The following is a 17,109-nucleotide window of genomic DNA, read 5'->3' on the forward strand; positions in this document are numbered from 1 at the left end:
TCGGTTTGTCAAGCCATGTGGCAGAGGCGCGGGCTAGTCGCTGTCGGCTAGGTGCTGCTCTCGATTGTAGATCCCCGACTTGCCACCGGATTTCGAAACCAGCCAAACATCGCTGAAGCTCATGCCCTTGTCCACCGCCTTGCACATGTCGTAGATCGTGAGCGCGGCGACGGACACCGCGGTCATGGCCTCCATCTCGACGCCGGTCTGGCCGGTGGTCTTGGCGGTCGCCGTGATCGTGATCGAGCAGCGCCCGGCTTGGTCCGGCTGGGAATCCTCCTTGAACGCGATGTCCACGCTGCTCAAGAGAACGGGATGACACATGGGGATGAGATCTGGGGTCCGCTTGGCCCCCATCACCCCAGCCACCTGGGCCACGGCCAACACATCACCCTTGGCGATCTTGCCGCGTTGGATCTTTTCGAGGGTTTCCGGGAGGAGAAGGACGCGAGCCTGCGCGGTCGCCACCCGCTCGGTCGCCGGCTTAGCCGACACGTCCACCATTCGCGCCCGCCCCGACTCGTTGAAATGTGTCAGCTCAGCCATTTTCGGTGTCAAATCGCCATGTTGTGCACGATAGGCTGGGCGAGCCTGGCTCAGAGTGAATGATTATAGGAGCCGCGCGAAAATGAAGTCAAGCACGATTCCGGCCAGCCGGTCGTGGGGCTGGGCGCCTTGACACCCGTCGCGGGATTCACAGAGAATGCCCGTATGATCAACCAGATCGTCATTGAACGGCTGGAATTTCAGGCCCAGTGCGGCACCACTGTGCACGAGCGGCAAGCTCCGCAGCCTGTGGCCGTGGACCTAGAGCTTGACTGCGACCGAGGGAGCTCGGCCCGCGCCGACGACCTGGCTGACACCGTGGACTATGAGCGGGTGGCCCAGCGCGTCGTCGAGGTAGGAACCGCCCGGGAGTTCCGCCTCCTGGAGACCCTCGCCGAAGAAGTCAGCCGCGCCCTGTTTGCCGAGTTTCCCGTGTTGCGGCTGCGGCTATGGGTGCGGAAAGTCGTGCCCCCCGTGCCCCAGGTACAGGGCTCCGTCGGAGTCCGCCTGGACCGGACCAGGCCCGCCCTGCCCGCTGAGCCTCAGCCGGCCCCGTTCCTGCTGGATCAGTGGCACCGGCTCCCGAAAGGCGAGGCCCTGGACGTCGCGTCGGGCGCCGGACGCCACACCCTGTACCTGGCGAGGCACGGCTACGCCGTCGACGCCGTGGACCGGGACGCGGAGGCCCTGGCGGCCCTAGCGGCCAGGGCCAGGGACCTGCACCTCACCAGCGTGACGGTCCGCCAGGTGGACCTTGAAGCCGATCCCGTGCACCCACCCGAGCTCGGCCGGGACCGGTACGATGTGATCCTGGTGTTTTTCTATCTGTACCGCCCGCTCATGCCCGCGCTGATGCAGGCGCTGCGGCCGGGCGGGGTGCTCCTCTACGAGACGTTCTTGCTCGAAAACCATCTCCGCTACCAGCACCCGCGCCGGCGCGAGTTCTGCCTCGCCCCCAACGAGTTGCTCGAGCTGACTCGCGGCCTCCGCGTCCTCCACTATGAGGAGGGTCCGCAGGAACAGGAAGCCGGGGCCAGGCCCGCGTTCACGGCCCGCCTCCTGGCGCAGCGCGAGGGGTCATGCGGGAACCTGTCGCATTTCCAGAGCCACGGGGCGCCGGTGCCGGGATGACCATGCGATCACGCCACGGCAGCTCAGGCGAGCCGCCTTCTAGCCGTGATCCCTTTCCGGTCCGGGCGCGCCGCGCGTCACGGACCACGCGTCACGCTTGTGATGGACCGGCTTGACCTCCATCTCCACACCACCTGCTCGGACGGCAGCCTGCCCCCGGCGGAGGTGGTTCGGCTAGCCCGGCAAGCCGGGGTGGTGGCGCTCGCCGTGACCGACCACGACATCGTGGCGGGCCTCCCCGAAGCCATTGAAGCGGGCGCCCAATGGGGCATCGAGATCGTCCCGGGCATCGAAATCAGCTCGCTGGCCGGCGAGACCGAGGTGCACATCCTCGGCTACTTCCTCGACTGGCAGGATCCGGTGCTGAACGAGCGCCTCGTGCGGCTCCGGGCCAGCCGCCATGAGCGGAACCCGCGCATCGTCGAGAAGCTCAACGCGCTCGGGCTGGCGGTGAGCTATGAGGAGGTCCAGGCCCTGGCCGACACCGACGCCGTCGGCCGGCCGCACATCGCACGGCTCTTGATGGAAAAGGGCTACGTGACGTCGGCCAAGGAGGCCTTCGACCGCTACCTCGGCGAAGGGGCGGCCGCCTATGTACCCCGAACGCTCCCGGAGCCCGCCGAGGCGGTCGCCTGGATCCGTGCGGCGCGCGGGCTCCCCGTCCTAGCCCATCCTACGTGGCTCAAGCAGACCGGGGACGGGCTCTTCAAGTTCTGCGCGGCGCTCAAGGAAGCGGGGCTCATGGGGATCGAGGCCCACTACAGCACCCACAAGCCCCAGCAGACCGCCGAATACCTGGATCTCGCTAAGCGGCTTGGCCTGCTCGTCACCGGCGGTAGCGACTTCCACGGCGTGACCAAGCCGGATATCGAGGTCGGCGTTGGCCGGGGCGGTCTTCAGGTCCCGACCACCCTGCTGGCGCCGCTCAAGAAGGCAGCCGCCGCTCTGCTCCTGATTGCGGGGGTGGTGGTCAGCACGGGATCGGGAGAGGCCGGCAGCACCACGATTGTCCTGGGCAGCGACGGCAGGACCGGCGTGATCCGGGATCTCGGAGGCGGGAGCGGTGCCTATGCGGACTCGCGGGGCAACGTGGGAGTGACCAGAAACCCGGGCGGCGAGGTCTCGCTCTACCAATCGGCCTCGCCCGACGAGGGCAGCCGGTCCGGCCTCGTGGTCACGCCCGGCACCCGGCACCGCGTCGGCTCAGGCGCGCCGCGCAGCGGGTCCCCGCCGCAACTCCTGGTGCCCCTGACCGAGCAGGGCCCTGAGTCTGACCCTCAGCGCGGCGCCAACCGCGAGCGAGTCGGGACCAGGTAGGGCTCCCTCCAAGTCAGTTTTCCGGGGTTTCGACGATGTGATTCTCGAAGCGGGTGCAGCCTTCCGCCAACAACCGGTTGGTGAGCATTTCGCCCGGCCACTCGATCGGCAGATCGGCCGTAAAGACCCAGACATCCGGAGAGGTCCAAACCGGCCCGTAGTCCTCGGGCAACTCGGGATCGAAGAGATCCGTCCAGACCGGCATGTAGACGCCGTTCCCGCACTGCGTGTGGAGATGCACGATCGTTCGGCTGCGGACCGAGGGTTCCAACTCGCGCCACACCGCGATGGTCTCGTCCGCCAGCCGGTGCAGGCGCACGGCGTTCTGGGCGTCAAACATGGCGTAGGCGGCGAACACCGGTGCCTCCAGCATCTGTGGCGCGGCGGCCAGCTCCGGGCATTGCGCCGAGAGCCCGTCGAGCAGCGCCTGCCGATCCTTCTCGTCCAGACCCTCCGGGAGTTCCGGCTCCGGCGATCCCAACACCTCGAAGATGAGGAACGCGGTGGCCTCGACGGGGCTGTGCAGGCGAGCCGCCATCGGCTGGCGGTGCTGGGAGTCGGCCAGCGCCGAGATCTGCTCATGGAGCGCATGGAGCGTCAGCCGTTCCAGCGTCGCATCGGTCAGCAAACGCGGCTCGACCATCACGACCGTGCCCACGGGCAGGTGAAGGTGCCGGTGCAGCAGGTCGGCGGTCGCCACGGGATCAATCTTCAGACGCAGGGGCTGCGGCAGGTTGGCCTGGAGCGGCAGCTCCAAGGCCCCCATGATGGCGTAGCTGGGCTTCTCGTCCGCTGCGTTGCCCATCACCACCGAGCAGGCGGCCTCCGCCAGGAGGTCGAAGAGCCACTCGGCCATCTCCTCGTCCAGCGCGGCTAGCACGGTGAGCAGATCTTGCTCCCGATCCTGCTCGAGGAAGGCCTGCAGCGTGTCCACCGCCGCGTCCGCGTCGCCGTGGTCGTGCCGGCGCGCATTGATCAGGTGAATGAGATCGCGGGTCAGGGGATCTGGCCGATACCAACTAGACATACGGGCCTCCACCGTGAGTGAGGGCGGGCGCTGTCATCCATGTTGCCAGAGTTCCAGGCCGCTAGCAAGCCCCCGCGCTCCTCGCGGGAGGACGTCATCGGCGACACGGCGACGGCCGGGCGCATTCTGCCCCAGAGGCGCACGAAGATGCAAGCGTGCGTGGCGGACGTACACGATCTGCCTTATAATAGAAGTTCTGATCGGCGACTCGTCCCACGGAACCAGCCCATGCGTCATCGGTCCCACAAAGCCGTGCGCCTTTCCGCCAATGCGCTTACCGTGTTGCGGAGGCGGTACCTGGCCAAGAACGAGGCCGGCCAGCCGGTCGAGTCGCCATCCCGGATGTTCCGGCGCGTCGCCGAGAACCTCGCCGAGGCCGAACGCCAGTACCCCGGCGGGGACCGGCGCGCCCCGCAGGTCGCGGCGGCTTTCTACCAGCTCATGAGCCGCCTGGACTTCCTCCCGAATTCCCCGACCCTCATGAACGCGGGGCGGGATCTCCAGCAGCTTGCCGCCTGCTTCGTGCTCCCGGTCGAGGACTCGCTCGAATCCATCTTCGACGCGGTCAAGCATCAGGCGCTGATCCACCAGTCCGGCGGTGGGACCGGCTTCTCCTTCAGCCACCTGCGCCCGAAGCACGACCGGGTCTCCTCGACCAGCGGGGTCGCGTCCGGCCCCGTGTCCTTCATGCGGGTCTTCAACATGGCGACCGAGGTCATCAAGCAGGGCGGCACCCGGCGCGGGGCGAACATGGGCATCCTCCGGATTGACCATCCGGACATCCTGGAGTTCATCGAGGTCAAGCGGGATCCCAAGGAGCTCACGAACTTCAACCTGTCGGTCGGCGTGACCGACGCTTTCATGCACGCGCTGGCGCGGGACCGGGAGTTCGCGCTCGTGAATCCGCGGACCGGCCGAAGCGTCGCCCGGCTCCGTGCCGCCGCGGTCTTCGACCGGCTGGTGGGCGCCGCCTGGGAGTCGGGCGAGCCAGGCGTGGTCTTCCTCGACACGATTAACGCCGCCAACCCGACGCCCCACATCGGCCGCATTGAGGCGACGAATCCCTGCGGGGAGCAGCCCTTGCTGCCCTATGAATCCTGCACGCTCGGCTCGATCAACCTGGCCCGGTTCGTTACCGGCTCCGTGGCGCGGCCGCGCATCGACTTCGAGCGCCTGGCCCAGGTGATCCCGACCGCGGTCCGGCTTTTGGACAACGTCATTGATATGAACCGCTACCCGCTGCCTGAGATCGAGGCGATGACCAAGGGCAACCGGAAAATCGGGCTCGGCGTGATGGGCTTCGCGGATCTGCTCATCGCACTCGGCATCCCCTACGACAGCGAGGAGGCGCTGGCGACCGGCGAGCGCGTGATGCGGTTCATCTGGGAGCGGGCACGGGCCGCCTCCGCCGCGCTAGCCGAGGCGCGCGGGGTGTTCCCGAACTTCAAGGGCAGCCGGCTGGAGTCCGAGGGGCTCCGGCTGCGCCACGCGACCGTCACGACGGTTGCGCCGACCGGGACGCTGAGCATTATCGCCGACTGCTCGCCGGGGATCGAGCCGCTCTACGGAGTGAGCTTCGTGCGGACCGTCATGGAGGACGTCCGGCTCACGTCCCTCCATCCTCTCTTCGTCCAGAAGGCGCGCGCCGCCGGCATCTACTCGCAACGGCTGATCCGCCGGGTGTCGGCCAACGAGTCCATCCAGCATCTCACGGACATCCCCTTGCGGCTTCGCCGGCTCTTCGTGACCGCCCACGACGTGTCGCCGGCTCATCACGTCCGGATGCAGGCGGCCTTCCAGCGGTACAGCGACAGCGGCGTCTCGAAGACGATCAACCTGCCGGCCAGCGCGACCAAGGAGGACGTCGCCCAGGCCCTGCTGCTGGCGTACCGGTCCGGCTGCAAGGGGCTGACCGTGTTCCGGAGCGGATGCCGGGACAAGCAGGTCCTGTCCTGCGCCAACCTGCAGTACTGCTGAAACACCCGTGACGGGTGACGCGTGACAGGTGACCAGCAGCCGGGATGGCCGGGACAGCCACGAGTCCGCGGGGCACCCGTCACGCATCACGGTACCTATGATTCGCGAACCCGCCGTCGCCGGCCAGTTCTACAGCGCGTCCCCCGACGCCCTCGAGCGCGACGTCGCCCGCTATCTGGCTCCTGCTGATCTTCCCCCGGCGCCACGGCCGGCGATCGCCGTCGTGAGCCCCCACGCGGGGCTGATGTACTCCGGGCACGTCGCCGGGGCGGTCCTGGCCCAGACCGCGGTGCCCCAGACAGTGATCCTGCTGGGGCCGAACCACACCGGATTGGGCCCCCCGATCTCGGTCTACGCCGAAGGAGCCTGGCGGATGCCCAGCGGCGATCTCCCGATAGACAGCGGGCTGGCCAGTGCAGTGCTCGCCCATTGTCCAGACGCCGTCGCCGACACGACCGCCCACCGCTACGAGCACTCGCTCGAAGTGCAGCTTCCGTTTCTCCGGCGCCGCCGGCCAGACGTCCGGATCGTGCCGATCGTTCTCGGCACCACCGATCCGGAGACCTGCCGCGACCTGGGACGCTGCCTGGCAGCCGTGGTCCGCGCAACGGGAGCGGAGCGGCCGCTCCTGCTCGCCAGCACCGATCTGAACCACTACGAGCCGGACGGAGTCACCAGGAAGAAGGATCGGTTGGCCATTGACGCCATCCTCGCCCTCGATCCGGACCGCCTCGTTTCCACGGTGCGAACCCACGGCATCACCATGTGCGGGGTGGGTCCCACCACGGCGGTCCTGCACGCGGCCCGTGTGCTGGGCGCCACCGACGCCACGCTGGTTCGCTACGCCACGTCCGCTGACGCCGGCGGTGACGACGCGCGCGTGGTGGGCTACGCCGGGCTGCTCCTCTCCTAATCGCTCCCACGCCAGCAAAGCGGAAGCGTTTGACAGGGCTCCCCGACAATGGTATGTACACAAGCCGTTCCCTGTCTTGTACGTACCCCACGAAGGAGGATTGCTCCATGCTCGGACCGTCCGGGTTTTCCAGCACGGCAGGCCCGCCCCTAGGTTGGAGCCTCATGTTCGCGCGTGAACCAGAGCCGGATCTCGACCTCGAGGACACAGCGGACGGGGAAGCGGGCTCGGGTCACGCTCCACAGAAACCACAGAAACCGTCCGGGCGGCGCCCGACCACCCTGCTCCTGTTGCTCGTGCTAGTCGCGGTGGGGGCCTATATCGCGATGGACCCCGGGATGCTGATGAGCCTGCTCGGCATGGACACGGAGCCTGTCTCAGAGGCGCCGCCCCCGCCGCGGCCACTGGCCAAGGCGCCGGGGGCTCCGCCTGCCGTACAGCCTGCCAAGTCGGCGGCGCCAGCCCCGGCCGCTCCAGCCGCTCCCGGGACGCCCGCGCCTGCGGCGCCGCCCAGCCCGCCACCCCAAACGACGACCCCGCCTTCATCCACGCCGACCCCGCTGTACCGCGAAGGCCAGCGCGTGACCATCCTGCCCGACCCGGCACAGCCGGGCGGGCCCATCTCGCTCCATGGGGACGCGGCGGGCACCCGACCGGGCCCGCTGGTGCAGCCCGGCGCCGCGCTCACGGTCATGGACGGCGAGTGGCGCGGGAATGCCTGGATCTATTCGGTCAGGACCCAGGACGGTGCCGTAGGGTGGATTCCTGAGGCCAAGCTGAAGGCGAAGTCCTGACCGCCGCCGCGATGGCCACAGGCCGCTCCGCAGGTTCGGGGCACGGAGCTGTGCTATAATGCGCCCTCCCGGAGGCCCGGATGTTGCGCGCGATCATCTTCGACTTCGACGGCGTCGTCGCGGACAGTGAACCGACGCACTTCGCCGTGTTCCAGCGGGTCCTCAAAGAGGAGGTCGGTCTCCGGCTCACCGAGGAAGACTACTACGCCCGCTACCTCGGCTTCGACGACAAGGGCTGCTTCGCCGCGGTCCTGGCCGACCAGGGCCATCCCGCTCCGCAAACGCTGGTTGACCACTTGGCTCGCTGCAAGGCGGCGGTCTTCCTCGACGAGCTCAAGCAGCGCCTGGTCATCTGTCCCGGCATCCGGGAGTTCGTGCGCGAGGCCGGGCGCCGCTGTCGGCTGGCCATTGCGTCGGGCGCGCTCCGACACGAGATCGAGTTCGTCCTAGAACAGGCGGGCATCCGGAAGGACTTCGAGCACATTACCAGCGCCGAGGACGTGCGGCGCGGGAAGCCGGATCCCGAGGGGTTCCTCCACGCCCTGGCCGCCTTGAACCGCCGAACGCCGCCGGGGGTTCCCCCACTCGCTCCGGGCGACTGTCTGGTCGTCGAGGATTCCCTCCCGGGTATTCGCGGGGCCCACGCGGCCGGCATGAAGGTGCTGGCCGTGGCGAACACACACACCCTGGCCGAGCTCGCCGAAGCGGATGTCGCTGTGCGGTCCCTCGAAGACGTCACCCTCTCCGGACTGGAAGCGCGCCTATGGGGCAGGCCGTGACGCTCACCGTGACCGTCGCGCAGCCGCCGCCGGCCCTGCAGAGCCGGTCGCGCCAACCCGGCGGTCCAGGCGCGCCGGTGCCGCCATGACCTTAACGGAAGCCCAGCAGTATTGCACCGCCCTCACCAAGCGGAGCGGCAGCAATTTCTACTACTCGTTTCTCTTCCTGCCACGTCGGCGCCGGGAGGCCATCTACACCGTCTACGCCTTCTGCCGCGAAGTGGACGGCGCCGTGGACGACCCGCCGCCTGGCAGCAACCCGCACGAGCAAATCCGGCGCTGGCGCGCCGAGCTGGAGGCCGCCTATCACGGCCAGCCGACCTCCCCCGTCACCATCAGCCTCGCCGCGCACGCCCACGCGCTGGGCCTCCCGCAGGAATACTTCGACGACCTGCTGCGGGGCGTGGAGATGGACCTCACGACTTCCCGCTACGCGACGTTCGAGGATCTTTCGCTGTACTGCTACCGGGTCGCCGCGGTCGTCGGGCTCATCTGTCTGAAGATCTTCGGCGTCGAGTCTCCGCTGGCGCGGGACTACGCCGTGAACCTGGGCATGGCGTTCCAGCTCACGAACATCCTGCGGGACCTGGGCTCGGATGCGGATCGCGGCCGGATTTACCTCCCCCAGGAGGACCTCGTTCGGTTCGGGTATCCGGAGGAGGAGCTGCTCAAGCGGACCTATTCGCCCCGCTTCGTCGAGCTGATGCAGTTCCAGTGTGCCCGGGCGCGCAGGTTCTACGCCCAGGCGCAGGCCATCGCGGCCCAGCTCCCGGTCGCGGACCGCCGAGCGCTGGTCACCGCCGAGATCATGCGCGGCGTCTATGCGCGCATCCTGCGCCGCATCGAGGAATCAGGCTACCGCGTGTTTGGGACGCGCATCGGCCTCGCCCCGTCCCGTCGCCTGGCCATCGCCGCCGGGATCTGGCTGCGCTCCCGCCTTCCTCTGACCCGCTCCGGCTAGACCCATGATGCGCCGGGTGCTCGTGATCGGAGGCGGCCCGGCCGGGCTGACCGCCGCCCTGCGGCTTTCGCGGCGGGGCTACGGCGTCACCCTGCTGGAACGCAGCAAGGACCTAGGCGGCCGGCTGGCCGCATCGCCGCCCCTGCTGTTCGGGTGCGATCGGGCTGCCCTCTCGTTGCTGGAGGAGCTCGGCACGCGCGGCCTGCTCACAGGCCCGGCCACCTACGCTGTGGAGCTGGTGACGGCGGACGGCCGCATGGCTCGGCTGCATCGGCTGCCTCTTCCGGCACCCCTGCACCTGCTCGCCGGTCTGGCGGCCTTTCGGGCCCTGTCTGCCGGCGACCGGTGGCAGCTGCTCAACGGGCTCGAGCGGGCCTGGGAAGGCACCTCCTCGTTCCGCGCCGGCCTCGCGGGCCGGACTGCAGACGAATGGCTGGCCACGTTGGGACAGTCCGACCAGGCCCGAGCCGAAGTCTGGACTCCCTTGGCCCGGTTCCTCGCCGGCGGAGACCTCCCGGCAGTCTCCGCGGTCAGCCTCGCGGAGTCGCTCGCCCGGTGGCTCCTGGCTGCGCGGCGCCACGCGCGGGTGCTGATCCCGACCTGCGAGGCGGCCGACCTGCTGGTCCGCCCCCTCCAGGAACGGATCCAGCACGGCGGCGCCGTGATTCGCCTGGAGTCCCCGGTCTCCCATATCCACTTCGATGGGCCCCGCGTGAGCGGCGTGCAGTTGGCCGATGGGGAACAGCTCGCGGCCGATTGGTACGTCGCCGCCGTGCCGCATCGAGACCTCACGCCGCTGCTACCCGAGCGGGCAGTGGCCCGTTTCTCCTACTTCCAGCAGCTCACCAAGCTCAGCGACGCACCCGCCCTGGTCGTCCAGCTCCGGCCGGACGATCCGCCTCCGGCACCGCGCCTGCTCCTGCTCGCCGGCCGGCCGTTCCATTGGCTCCTCGCCTCAGCGGAACATGTGACGCTGGTGGCGAGCGGCGAGCCCGAACTGCTGAAGCGACCGGATGCGGCGCTCCAGGAGCTGGCCCGCCGCGAGGCCGACCGCGCCTACCCGGCCGCTGGGGCCGGCCATGCCCGCGTCTGCCGGATCCTGCGGATCCCCCGCGCCAGGCTGCTCCTGGGACCGGGGACAGCAGCGGGCCGCCCCCTGTCGCAAAGCCCGTTTCCCAACCTGCTGCTCGCGGGAGACTGGACCGACACCGGACTGCCCCCGACGCTGGAGAGCGCGGTCCGCAGCGGCGAGGTGTGCGCACAGGCAATCCTCGATCAGGCGGGAGCCCTACCCCATGGAGTATGAATCCGTCAACCTTCACGCGCGGGTGGAGACGAGCCTTGCCTTGCCGCGGTGAGTGGCTGGTCAGGCACCCGACTTGCGCGGCATTTTCGCCAGTTGACATCCAGGCACCACCAGCCTAAGATGCGCGCCGACATCCGGCGGGCCTAGCCGAGGCACGTGTGACCCTCCAGGACCTGCGCGACTCCCTGCACGACTGCCAGCGCTGCAAGCTGTCCAGCTTGGGCCGCACCCAGGTGGTGTTCGGCACGGGCAATCCCCAAGCCTCGATCATGTTCGTCGGGGAGGCGCCCGGGTTCCACGAGGACCGCCAGGGCGAACCGTTCGTCGGCGCGGCAGGCAAGTTGTTGAACGAGCTGCTGCAGTCGGCTGGGCTCTCCCGCGGCCAGGTCTATATCGCCAACGTGATCAAGTGCCGTCCTCCGAACAACCGGGACCCCGAGCCGGACGAGGTCGAGACCTGCAGGCCGTTCCTGCTCCAGCAGATCGAGCTGATCAATCCCAAGGTCGTCTGCACTCTCGGCCGCTGGGCGACGGAGACGCTCCTCGGGCGGAAGGTCGGGATCACCAAGATCCGCGGCCGGGCCATCCGCGGCGACAAGTTCACTATCTTCCCCTTGCTGCATCCCGCCGCCGCGCTGCACCAGGGGAGCCTACTGGAGCCGCTGCGCGAAGACTTCCGGAAGCTCAAGGAGTACCTCGATCATCTCGACCGCGCACCCCTCTTGCCATCCAGCCCGCCCCAACCCGCGCCTCAACAGGTGCAGATGGATCTGTTCGGCTCCTGACAGGGGATTTGCCTGGGAGCGCGGGAGCTTGCACCCCAGGTGGCGGCGAGCCGGCCTGGCACAAGCTTCCGGTCAGGCCGACCGGAGCCTCCGGGGCGAACGCTCGGGAGGGGGCCTCAGCAGCAGATCGGCAACGACGAGATTGGGCAACAGATCGAGTCAGGTCGTGGTCTGGGCCGCTCGGGATTGTCCCGCTTCCTCCGAGCCGACCGGCCGGTTTTCGGCCTTTGCATCGGCCGTGTCGCCTGCTGGTTCCTTTTTTTCCTCTTCTGCTCCCTCCGGCTCCTCGAACCACTGGACGAGCATCTCCTCCCACCAAGCCTCGTCCACCTCGGAGCCGGGATCTACGGCGAGGTAGGCTACGTCGTCCTCGGTGATCGAGGGGCCGACTACGGACGGGTCGTGCTTGGCCCGCAGGATCACCTCCTGGGTCGCAAAGCCGCCTACGATCCAGGTGTCCGGGTCGGCGCGCCGGGACTTGTAGGCCTTGAGCCCGTGCTTGAGGTAGAGAAAGATCGCGCGCTGCGTCTCGTCCCCGACACCGGAGGGGGGCAGGCTCAAGGTCTTCTCGATCTTCTTCCGCCACTTCCGGTCGTCGTACCGTGAGGTGACGAGTTGCAGCATCCGCTTGCCAGTCTCAGCGTCCAGTGCCACGGTGTTCCTCCGCCTCCCCTAGTGCCAATGCGATCGTGTCCCTCAGCCCGCCGGCTTCCAACAGCCTCCGGCACCGCGCGTGCTCCGCGCGCGCGACGTAGAAGAACAGGCCGGCGTATTCGCCCCCCAACGGGGAGGTCGTCGTAAAGGTGTCCAGGCTGAACGTGTAGCCAATCCCTTGCGCGCAGAGCAGGCGCTCGGCCGTGGCGGCCTCCTCCACGGTGCCCGCGATGTAGACCAGGTACCGCTCGGGCCCCACCTGCTCCGGCTCATCGCGTCGAAGGCGCACGGCCACCCTGCTCACGGCCGCAGATATTGCTTAAAAAAAGCCTGCGTTCTGGCCCAAGCATCCTTGGCCTCGGCAGGCTTGTAGACGTCTTTCCGGGTGTCGTTGAAGAAGGCATGGGGCGCGCCGGGATAGGTCTTGATCTCGCCGGTTTTGTTGTACTTCTTGAGGGCCGCGGCCAGGCGCTGGACATCGGCCTTGGTGATCCACCCGTCCTCCTCCCCATAGATGTAGAGCACCGGGCAGGCCAGATCCTTGAGCGGCGTGTCCGGGTTCGGCACCTGGCCGTAGTAGGGCGCCGCGGCCTTGATGTCCCGGTTCACACAGGGGAGCATGAGCGCGTAGGAGCCGCCCATGCAGAAGCCCGTCACCCCGATGCGATTCGGGTCCACGCCCTCGACAGAGTTCAGATACCTGACCGTGGCGTTGAGGTCCTTGAGGCCGTCTTCCTGCCTGAGCTGGTTCATCAGCTTGCCGGCCTCGTTCGGATCGGCCGTGACCTTGTGGCCTAGGCGCGAGTACAGGTCGGGAGCGATAGCGACGTAGCCCTCCCGCGCGTACCGCCGCGCCACATCCTTGATGTGGTCGTTGAGCCCCCACCACTCCTGCACGACGATCATGGCCGGCCGCGTCGCCTTGCCCTGTGGGGCGACGAGGTAGGCCCGGACCGTTACGCCCTCGCTCGGATATGACACCATTTGTTCCTTCAACTCGTCAGCCATGGCTGTCCTCCTCCGTCACCTAGTTCCCGCCACCGTCATCTCGGCGATCTTGAGGGTCGGGCTCGCGATGCGTCCCCGGAAGGTGAGGTCGTTGCCGACCGCCTCGATGGAGGCAAACATGCGTTTCAGGTTCCCGGCGATCGTGATCTCCTCAACCGGATAGGCGAGCTGCCCGTTCTCGATCCAGAGACCGGCTGCGCCGCGGGAGTAGTCGCCCGTCACCAGGTTGACGCCGAACCCGATCAGTTCCGTGACATAGAGCCCGTCCCGCACCGAGCGAATGATCTCGCCGGGGTCCGCCGCACCGGGGACGAGGTAGAAATTGGTCGGCCCGACCGACGGCACGTCGCCAACCCCGCGCACGGCGTTCCCGGTCGAGGGCAGCCCCAACTTCCTGCCGGAATAAGTGTCCAGCAGGTAGCTGGTGAGCACGCCGCGGTCCACGACCGTGGTCTTCCTGGTCGGGAGCCCTTCGCCATCAAAGGGGCGCGAGCCCAGCCCGCCGGGCAACAACCCGTGGTCATAGACCGTGATGAACTCCGGCGCCAGGCGCTGGCCGAGGAGCCCGATCAGGAAGGAGGCCCCCTTGTAGAGAGCATATCCGGAGACGGCGCTGCAGAGGTTGCCCAGGAGGCTGCCGGCGGTCTCGGAGTCGAACACGACTGGCACGCGTTTCGTCGAAACCTTCCGGGCCCCCAGCCGACGGACCGCCCGGCGGGCCGCCTCCTGCCCAACGGCCTCCGGCGCGTCGAGCCGCGCGAACTTCCTTTGGACCGCGTACCAGGAATCCCGTTGCATCCCGCCCGCCTCCGGCGCGGCGGCGATCGGGGTCACCGACAGAGAGAAGATCGAGCTGCGGTATTCGCCGAGAAACCCGCGCGAGTTGGCGAGCAACACGCGTCCCGCCGAGGAGTCGAACTCCGCGCCTTCGGAATTGGTGATCCGCGGGTCCGCGGCCATGGCCGCCGCCTCGGCTCGCCGGGCCAGCTCGATCTGGGCTTCCGGGGACAGCTCGGTCGGATCGTAGAGGTCCAGCTCAGGAAGCTCCTTCGCGAAGAGGTCTCCGTCGGGAAGCCCAGAGAGGTCGTCCGCCGCCACGGCCGCCCCCAGCGCACAGGTGTCGTCCACCAGCCGGTCCAGCGACTCCTTGGTAAAATCGGAGGTCGAGGCACTGGCCGATCGCTTGCCGAAGAAGACGCGGAGGCCCAGCCGTTTCTCCCTGGCCCTCGTGAGGCGGTCCACCTCCGACAGCCGGACCTGGACCGAGAAGGTCGCGCCGTCGGCGATCATCACCTCGGCGTCGGTGGCGCCTCGCCGGCTGGCCTGCTCCAGTATCTCAGAGGCCAGCTCTCTTGGATCAATTTCCGCCATCGGAAAATCGGCAACGGCTCACAATGGTCGATGGTGAATGGCTGACGGTTGACGAAGAGAGGTGCCTCGTTGGCCATTGGCCATGAACCATGGGCCATGGCTTTTACGCGCGCGTGCCGCCGACCGTAATCTCGTCTATCCGGATGGTCGGCAGGCCGACCCCGACCGGGACGGATTGGCCTTCCTTGCCGCAGGTCCCGATGCCTTCGTCGAGCGCCAGGTCGTGGCCTACCATGGAGACGCGCGTTAGAATCTCCGGCCCGTTGCCGATCAGGGTGGCGCCCTTGACCGGCCGCGTGACCCGGCCATCCTCGATCAGATAGGCTTCGCTCGCCGAGAACACGAACTTCCCGTTTGTGATGTCCACCTGGCCGCCTCCGAACGACCTAGCGTACAGCCCGCGCGTGACCGATCGGATGATATCCTCGGGCTCGGCGTCGCCGGCCAGCATAAACGTGTTGGTCATCCGCGGCAGGGGAATGCACTGAAAGCTCTCGCGCCGGCCGTTGCCGGTCAGGGGCATGCCCATGAGCCGCGCGTTCAAGCGGTCGGTCAGATACCCGCGGAGAATCCCCCGCTCGATCAGGACCGTTCGGCTCGTCGGGGTCCCCTCATCGTCCATGTTGAGGGAGCCCCGCCGGAAGGGGATCGTCCCGTCGTCCACGATCGTGCAGAGCTCCGAGGCCACCCGCTGGCCGAGCAGGTTGGTGAACGCGGAGGTCTGGCGCCGGTTGAAATCCGCCTCGAGGCCGTGGCCGACGGCCTCGTGGAGCAGGATGCCGGGCCAGCCGCCTCCGAGCACCACCGTCATGACGCCGGCCGGCGCCTCGACCGCGTCCAGGTTGACGATCGCCTGTCTGGCCGCCTCGCGGGCGTAACGCAGCGCGCGGTCGCCCTCGAGGAAAAAGGCGAGCCCCACGCGCCCTCCGCCCCCGAAAGTGCCGGCCTGGCGATTGGTCCCTTCCTCAGCGATGCAGGTGACCTGCAGACGGAGCAACGGCTGCACGTCGCCCACCACCAGGCCCTCGGAGGTCGCCACCACGACCTGCTTGTGCTCCGTGTTGAACGACGCCATCACCTTTTTGATCCGCGGATCGTACCGGCGCGCTTCGGCGTCGATCGCATTGAGCAGCTCCACGCGCTCCCCGGTCGCGATCTCGGCGACGGAGTGCGCCAACGGGTACAAATCGCGCGCCGGCTTGACCCGGTGCGTCACGGGCACCGGGGCGTCCCCGTGGGGCGAATTGGCGATGTAGCGGGCGGCATCGGCCGCGATCTCCAGGTCGCGCCGGGTCAGCTCGTCCGAATAGGCAAAGCCCGTCTTCTCGCCCGCCGTGGCGCGGACGCCGACTCCCTGGGAGACGCTTTTGACCGCGCGCTTGACGATCCCCTCCTCCATCGAAATCGACTCTGAGACTCGGGCCTCGAAGTAGAGGTCGGCGTAGTCCACGCCGCGCACGCCCAGCCTCCCCAACGCCTGCTGCACCTCGCGGTCGCTGAGCCCGAACACTGTCAGATCCGCGGTTCCGCTCGCTGGGGTCACACCGCCACCTCAATAGTTTTCCATATCCTGCCGGGAGTATAGCCGATCGCTTCGCACCGGCGCAACGTGCCGCGGCCGGGCCGCTGGCACACCACATACCGTTTGACTTTTCGGGCTTCGCCGATTAGACTTACGCGACCCTTTCGGAAACTCGCAACCCCTCTGCCACTTCATGAGGCGGGACTGAGCCACGTCCGTATGACCAAAGGCACCGAGACGAGCGTCGAGCACCTGTCGGAAACGGAGCTCCAGGCGCTCCTGGATCCGGATCAGCTTCCCCGGCACGTCGCAATCATCATGGACGGCAACGGCCGCTGGGCCGAGCTACGGGGGCTGCCCCGCATCGCTGGCCACGCCGAGGGCATCAAGTCAGTTCGCGAGGTGATCACGGTGTGCCGCGACCTCGGCATTGGCGCGCTCACCATCTACGCCTTCTCCCAGGAGAACTGGAAGCGTCCCGCCAGCGAGATTAACGCGCTGATGGCGTTGCTAGAGCAGTACCTGCAGAGCGAGCTGGAGGCGCTGATCGAGAAGGGCGCGCGCTTCCGGGCGATCGGCCGCGTGGACTCGCTCCCCTCCTCGGCGCTCAACTGGGTCCGGAAGGTCGAGCGGGAGACCGCTCACCTGGACAAGCTGCTGCTCAACGTGGCGTTGAGCTACGGCGGCCGGTCGGAGATCGTGGACGCGGTCCAGCGGCTCGCGCGGGACTGCCAAGAGGGGCGCGTCCAGCCCGAGCAAATTGACGAAGCCCTGCTGGAGGGCTACCTCTCGACCCACGGCCTGCCCGACCCGGATCTCCTGATCCGGACCAGCGGGGAGGCGCGGATTAGTAACTTCCTCCTCTGGCAGCTCGCCTACACGGAAATGTACTTCACCCCCACGCTCTGGCCGGACTTTCGCCGCCGCGAGGCTTTGCTGGCCCTCCTGGAATACCAGAAGCGGGACCGACGGTTCGGACGCCTCTCGAGCACCGTCTTCCCCCCGCGCCGGCTGTAAG

General features: G+C 68.1%; 17 protein-coding genes. 10 read left to right on the forward strand and 7 right to left on the reverse strand.

Going from position 1 to position 17,109, the window contains the following annotated elements; translation table 11 throughout:
• Nucleotides 1–33 precede the first annotated feature (33 nt).
• Nucleotides 34–546 (reverse strand): cyclic pyranopterin monophosphate synthase MoaC, encoded by a 513-nt coding sequence (gene moaC / locus ACWHYQ_RS14650; RefSeq protein WP_447972855.1) that lies wholly within the window; start codon nucleotides 544–546, stop codon nucleotides 34–36.
• A gap of 165 nt (nucleotides 547–711) precedes the next feature.
• Here moaC and folB point away from each other — a divergent pair, with 165 nt between their 5' ends.
• Together folB and ACWHYQ_RS14660 are read left to right on the forward strand one after the other, a co-directional pair.
• On the forward strand, nucleotides 712–1,677 hold the full coding sequence (gene folB, locus ACWHYQ_RS14655; RefSeq protein ID WP_447972856.1) for a dihydroneopterin aldolase: 966 nt from the start codon (nucleotides 712–714) through the stop codon (nucleotides 1,675–1,677).
• Between the two features lie 102 nt (nucleotides 1,678–1,779).
• A complete protein-coding gene (locus ACWHYQ_RS14660) occupies nucleotides 1,780–2,994 on the forward strand; it encodes a PHP domain-containing protein (protein WP_447972857.1) in 1,215 nt (404 codons plus the stop codon).
• Between the two features lie 13 nt (nucleotides 2,995–3,007).
• Here the strand turns inward: ACWHYQ_RS14660 and ACWHYQ_RS14665 are convergent, their stop codons facing one another.
• Entirely contained in the window at nucleotides 3,008–4,021 is a 1,014-nt protein-coding gene (locus tag ACWHYQ_RS14665; protein WP_447972858.1) for a hypothetical protein, read from the reverse strand.
• A 228-nt stretch (nucleotides 4,022–4,249) separates the two neighbouring features.
• Here ACWHYQ_RS14665 and ACWHYQ_RS14670 point away from each other — a divergent pair, with 228 nt between their 5' ends.
• The 7 genes from ACWHYQ_RS14670 (at nucleotide 4,250) to ACWHYQ_RS14700 (ending at nucleotide 11,536) form a co-directional block, all read left to right on the forward strand.
• Complete coding sequence (locus tag ACWHYQ_RS14670) at nucleotides 4,250–5,998, forward strand: adenosylcobalamin-dependent ribonucleoside-diphosphate reductase (RefSeq protein ID WP_447972859.1); 1,749 nt, start codon at nucleotides 4,250–4,252, stop codon at nucleotides 5,996–5,998.
• A 97-nt stretch (nucleotides 5,999–6,095) separates the two neighbouring features.
• Entirely contained in the window at nucleotides 6,096–6,911 is an 816-nt protein-coding gene (gene amrB / locus ACWHYQ_RS14675) for an AmmeMemoRadiSam system protein B (protein WP_447972860.1), read from the forward strand.
• A 107-nt stretch (nucleotides 6,912–7,018) separates the two neighbouring features.
• The gene (locus ACWHYQ_RS14680; RefSeq protein ID WP_447972861.1) at nucleotides 7,019–7,705 is read left to right on the forward strand and encodes a hypothetical protein; all 687 of its coding nucleotides are present in this window, start codon (nucleotides 7,019–7,021) and stop codon (nucleotides 7,703–7,705) included.
• Between the two features lie 80 nt (nucleotides 7,706–7,785).
• Entirely contained in the window at nucleotides 7,786–8,484 is a 699-nt protein-coding gene (locus ACWHYQ_RS14685) for an HAD family hydrolase (RefSeq protein WP_447972862.1), read from the forward strand.
• Between the two features lie 85 nt (nucleotides 8,485–8,569).
• On the forward strand, nucleotides 8,570–9,445 hold the full coding sequence (gene hpnD, locus ACWHYQ_RS14690; RefSeq protein WP_447972863.1) for a presqualene diphosphate synthase HpnD: 876 nt from the start codon (nucleotides 8,570–8,572) through the stop codon (nucleotides 9,443–9,445).
• Nucleotides 9,446–9,449: 4 nt separating this feature from the next.
• Nucleotides 9,450–10,751 (forward strand): hydroxysqualene dehydroxylase, encoded by a 1,302-nt coding sequence (locus tag ACWHYQ_RS14695; RefSeq protein WP_447972864.1) that lies wholly within the window; start codon nucleotides 9,450–9,452, stop codon nucleotides 10,749–10,751.
• A 158-nt stretch (nucleotides 10,752–10,909) separates the two neighbouring features.
• Nucleotides 10,910–11,536, forward strand: a complete 627-nt coding sequence (locus tag ACWHYQ_RS14700; RefSeq protein ID WP_447972865.1) for a uracil-DNA glycosylase — start codon at nucleotides 10,910–10,912, stop codon at nucleotides 11,534–11,536.
• Nucleotides 11,537–11,695: 159 nt separating this feature from the next.
• On the opposite strand, the gene ACWHYQ_RS14705 is transcribed toward ACWHYQ_RS14700, so the two are convergent.
• From ACWHYQ_RS14705 to tldD, 5 genes are all read right to left on the reverse strand, one after another.
• Entirely contained in the window at nucleotides 11,696–12,190 is a 495-nt protein-coding gene (locus tag ACWHYQ_RS14705; RefSeq protein WP_447972866.1) for a hypothetical protein, read from the reverse strand.
• On the reverse strand, nucleotides 12,174–12,479 hold the full coding sequence (locus ACWHYQ_RS14710) for a hypothetical protein (RefSeq protein ID WP_447972867.1): 306 nt from the start codon (nucleotides 12,477–12,479) through the stop codon (nucleotides 12,174–12,176). Before ACWHYQ_RS14710 ends, ACWHYQ_RS14705 begins: the two co-directional genes overlap by 17 nt.
• An 11-nt stretch (nucleotides 12,480–12,490) precedes the next feature.
• The gene (locus ACWHYQ_RS14715) at nucleotides 12,491–13,198 is read right to left on the reverse strand and encodes a dienelactone hydrolase family protein (protein ID WP_447972868.1); all 708 of its coding nucleotides are present in this window, start codon (nucleotides 13,196–13,198) and stop codon (nucleotides 12,491–12,493) included.
• Between the two features lie 15 nt (nucleotides 13,199–13,213).
• Nucleotides 13,214–14,569 carry a TldD/PmbA family protein gene (locus tag ACWHYQ_RS14720; protein ID WP_447972869.1) on the reverse strand — a complete coding sequence of 452 codons (1,356 nt, stop codon included), beginning with the start codon at nucleotides 14,567–14,569 and terminating at the stop codon, nucleotides 13,214–13,216.
• 103 nt (nucleotides 14,570–14,672) lie between these two features.
• On the reverse strand, nucleotides 14,673–16,112 hold the full coding sequence (gene tldD, locus ACWHYQ_RS14725; RefSeq protein ID WP_447972870.1) for a metalloprotease TldD: 1,440 nt from the start codon (nucleotides 16,110–16,112) through the stop codon (nucleotides 14,673–14,675).
• Nucleotides 16,113–16,310: 198 nt separating this feature from the next.
• Here tldD and ACWHYQ_RS14730 point away from each other — a divergent pair, with 198 nt between their 5' ends.
• Nucleotides 16,311–17,108 (forward strand): isoprenyl transferase, encoded by a 798-nt coding sequence (locus tag ACWHYQ_RS14730; RefSeq protein ID WP_447972871.1) that lies wholly within the window; start codon nucleotides 16,311–16,313, stop codon nucleotides 17,106–17,108.
• Nucleotide 17,109: the final 1 nt, after the last annotated feature.

The organism is Nitrospira sp. Kam-Ns4a (assembly GCF_965152595.1).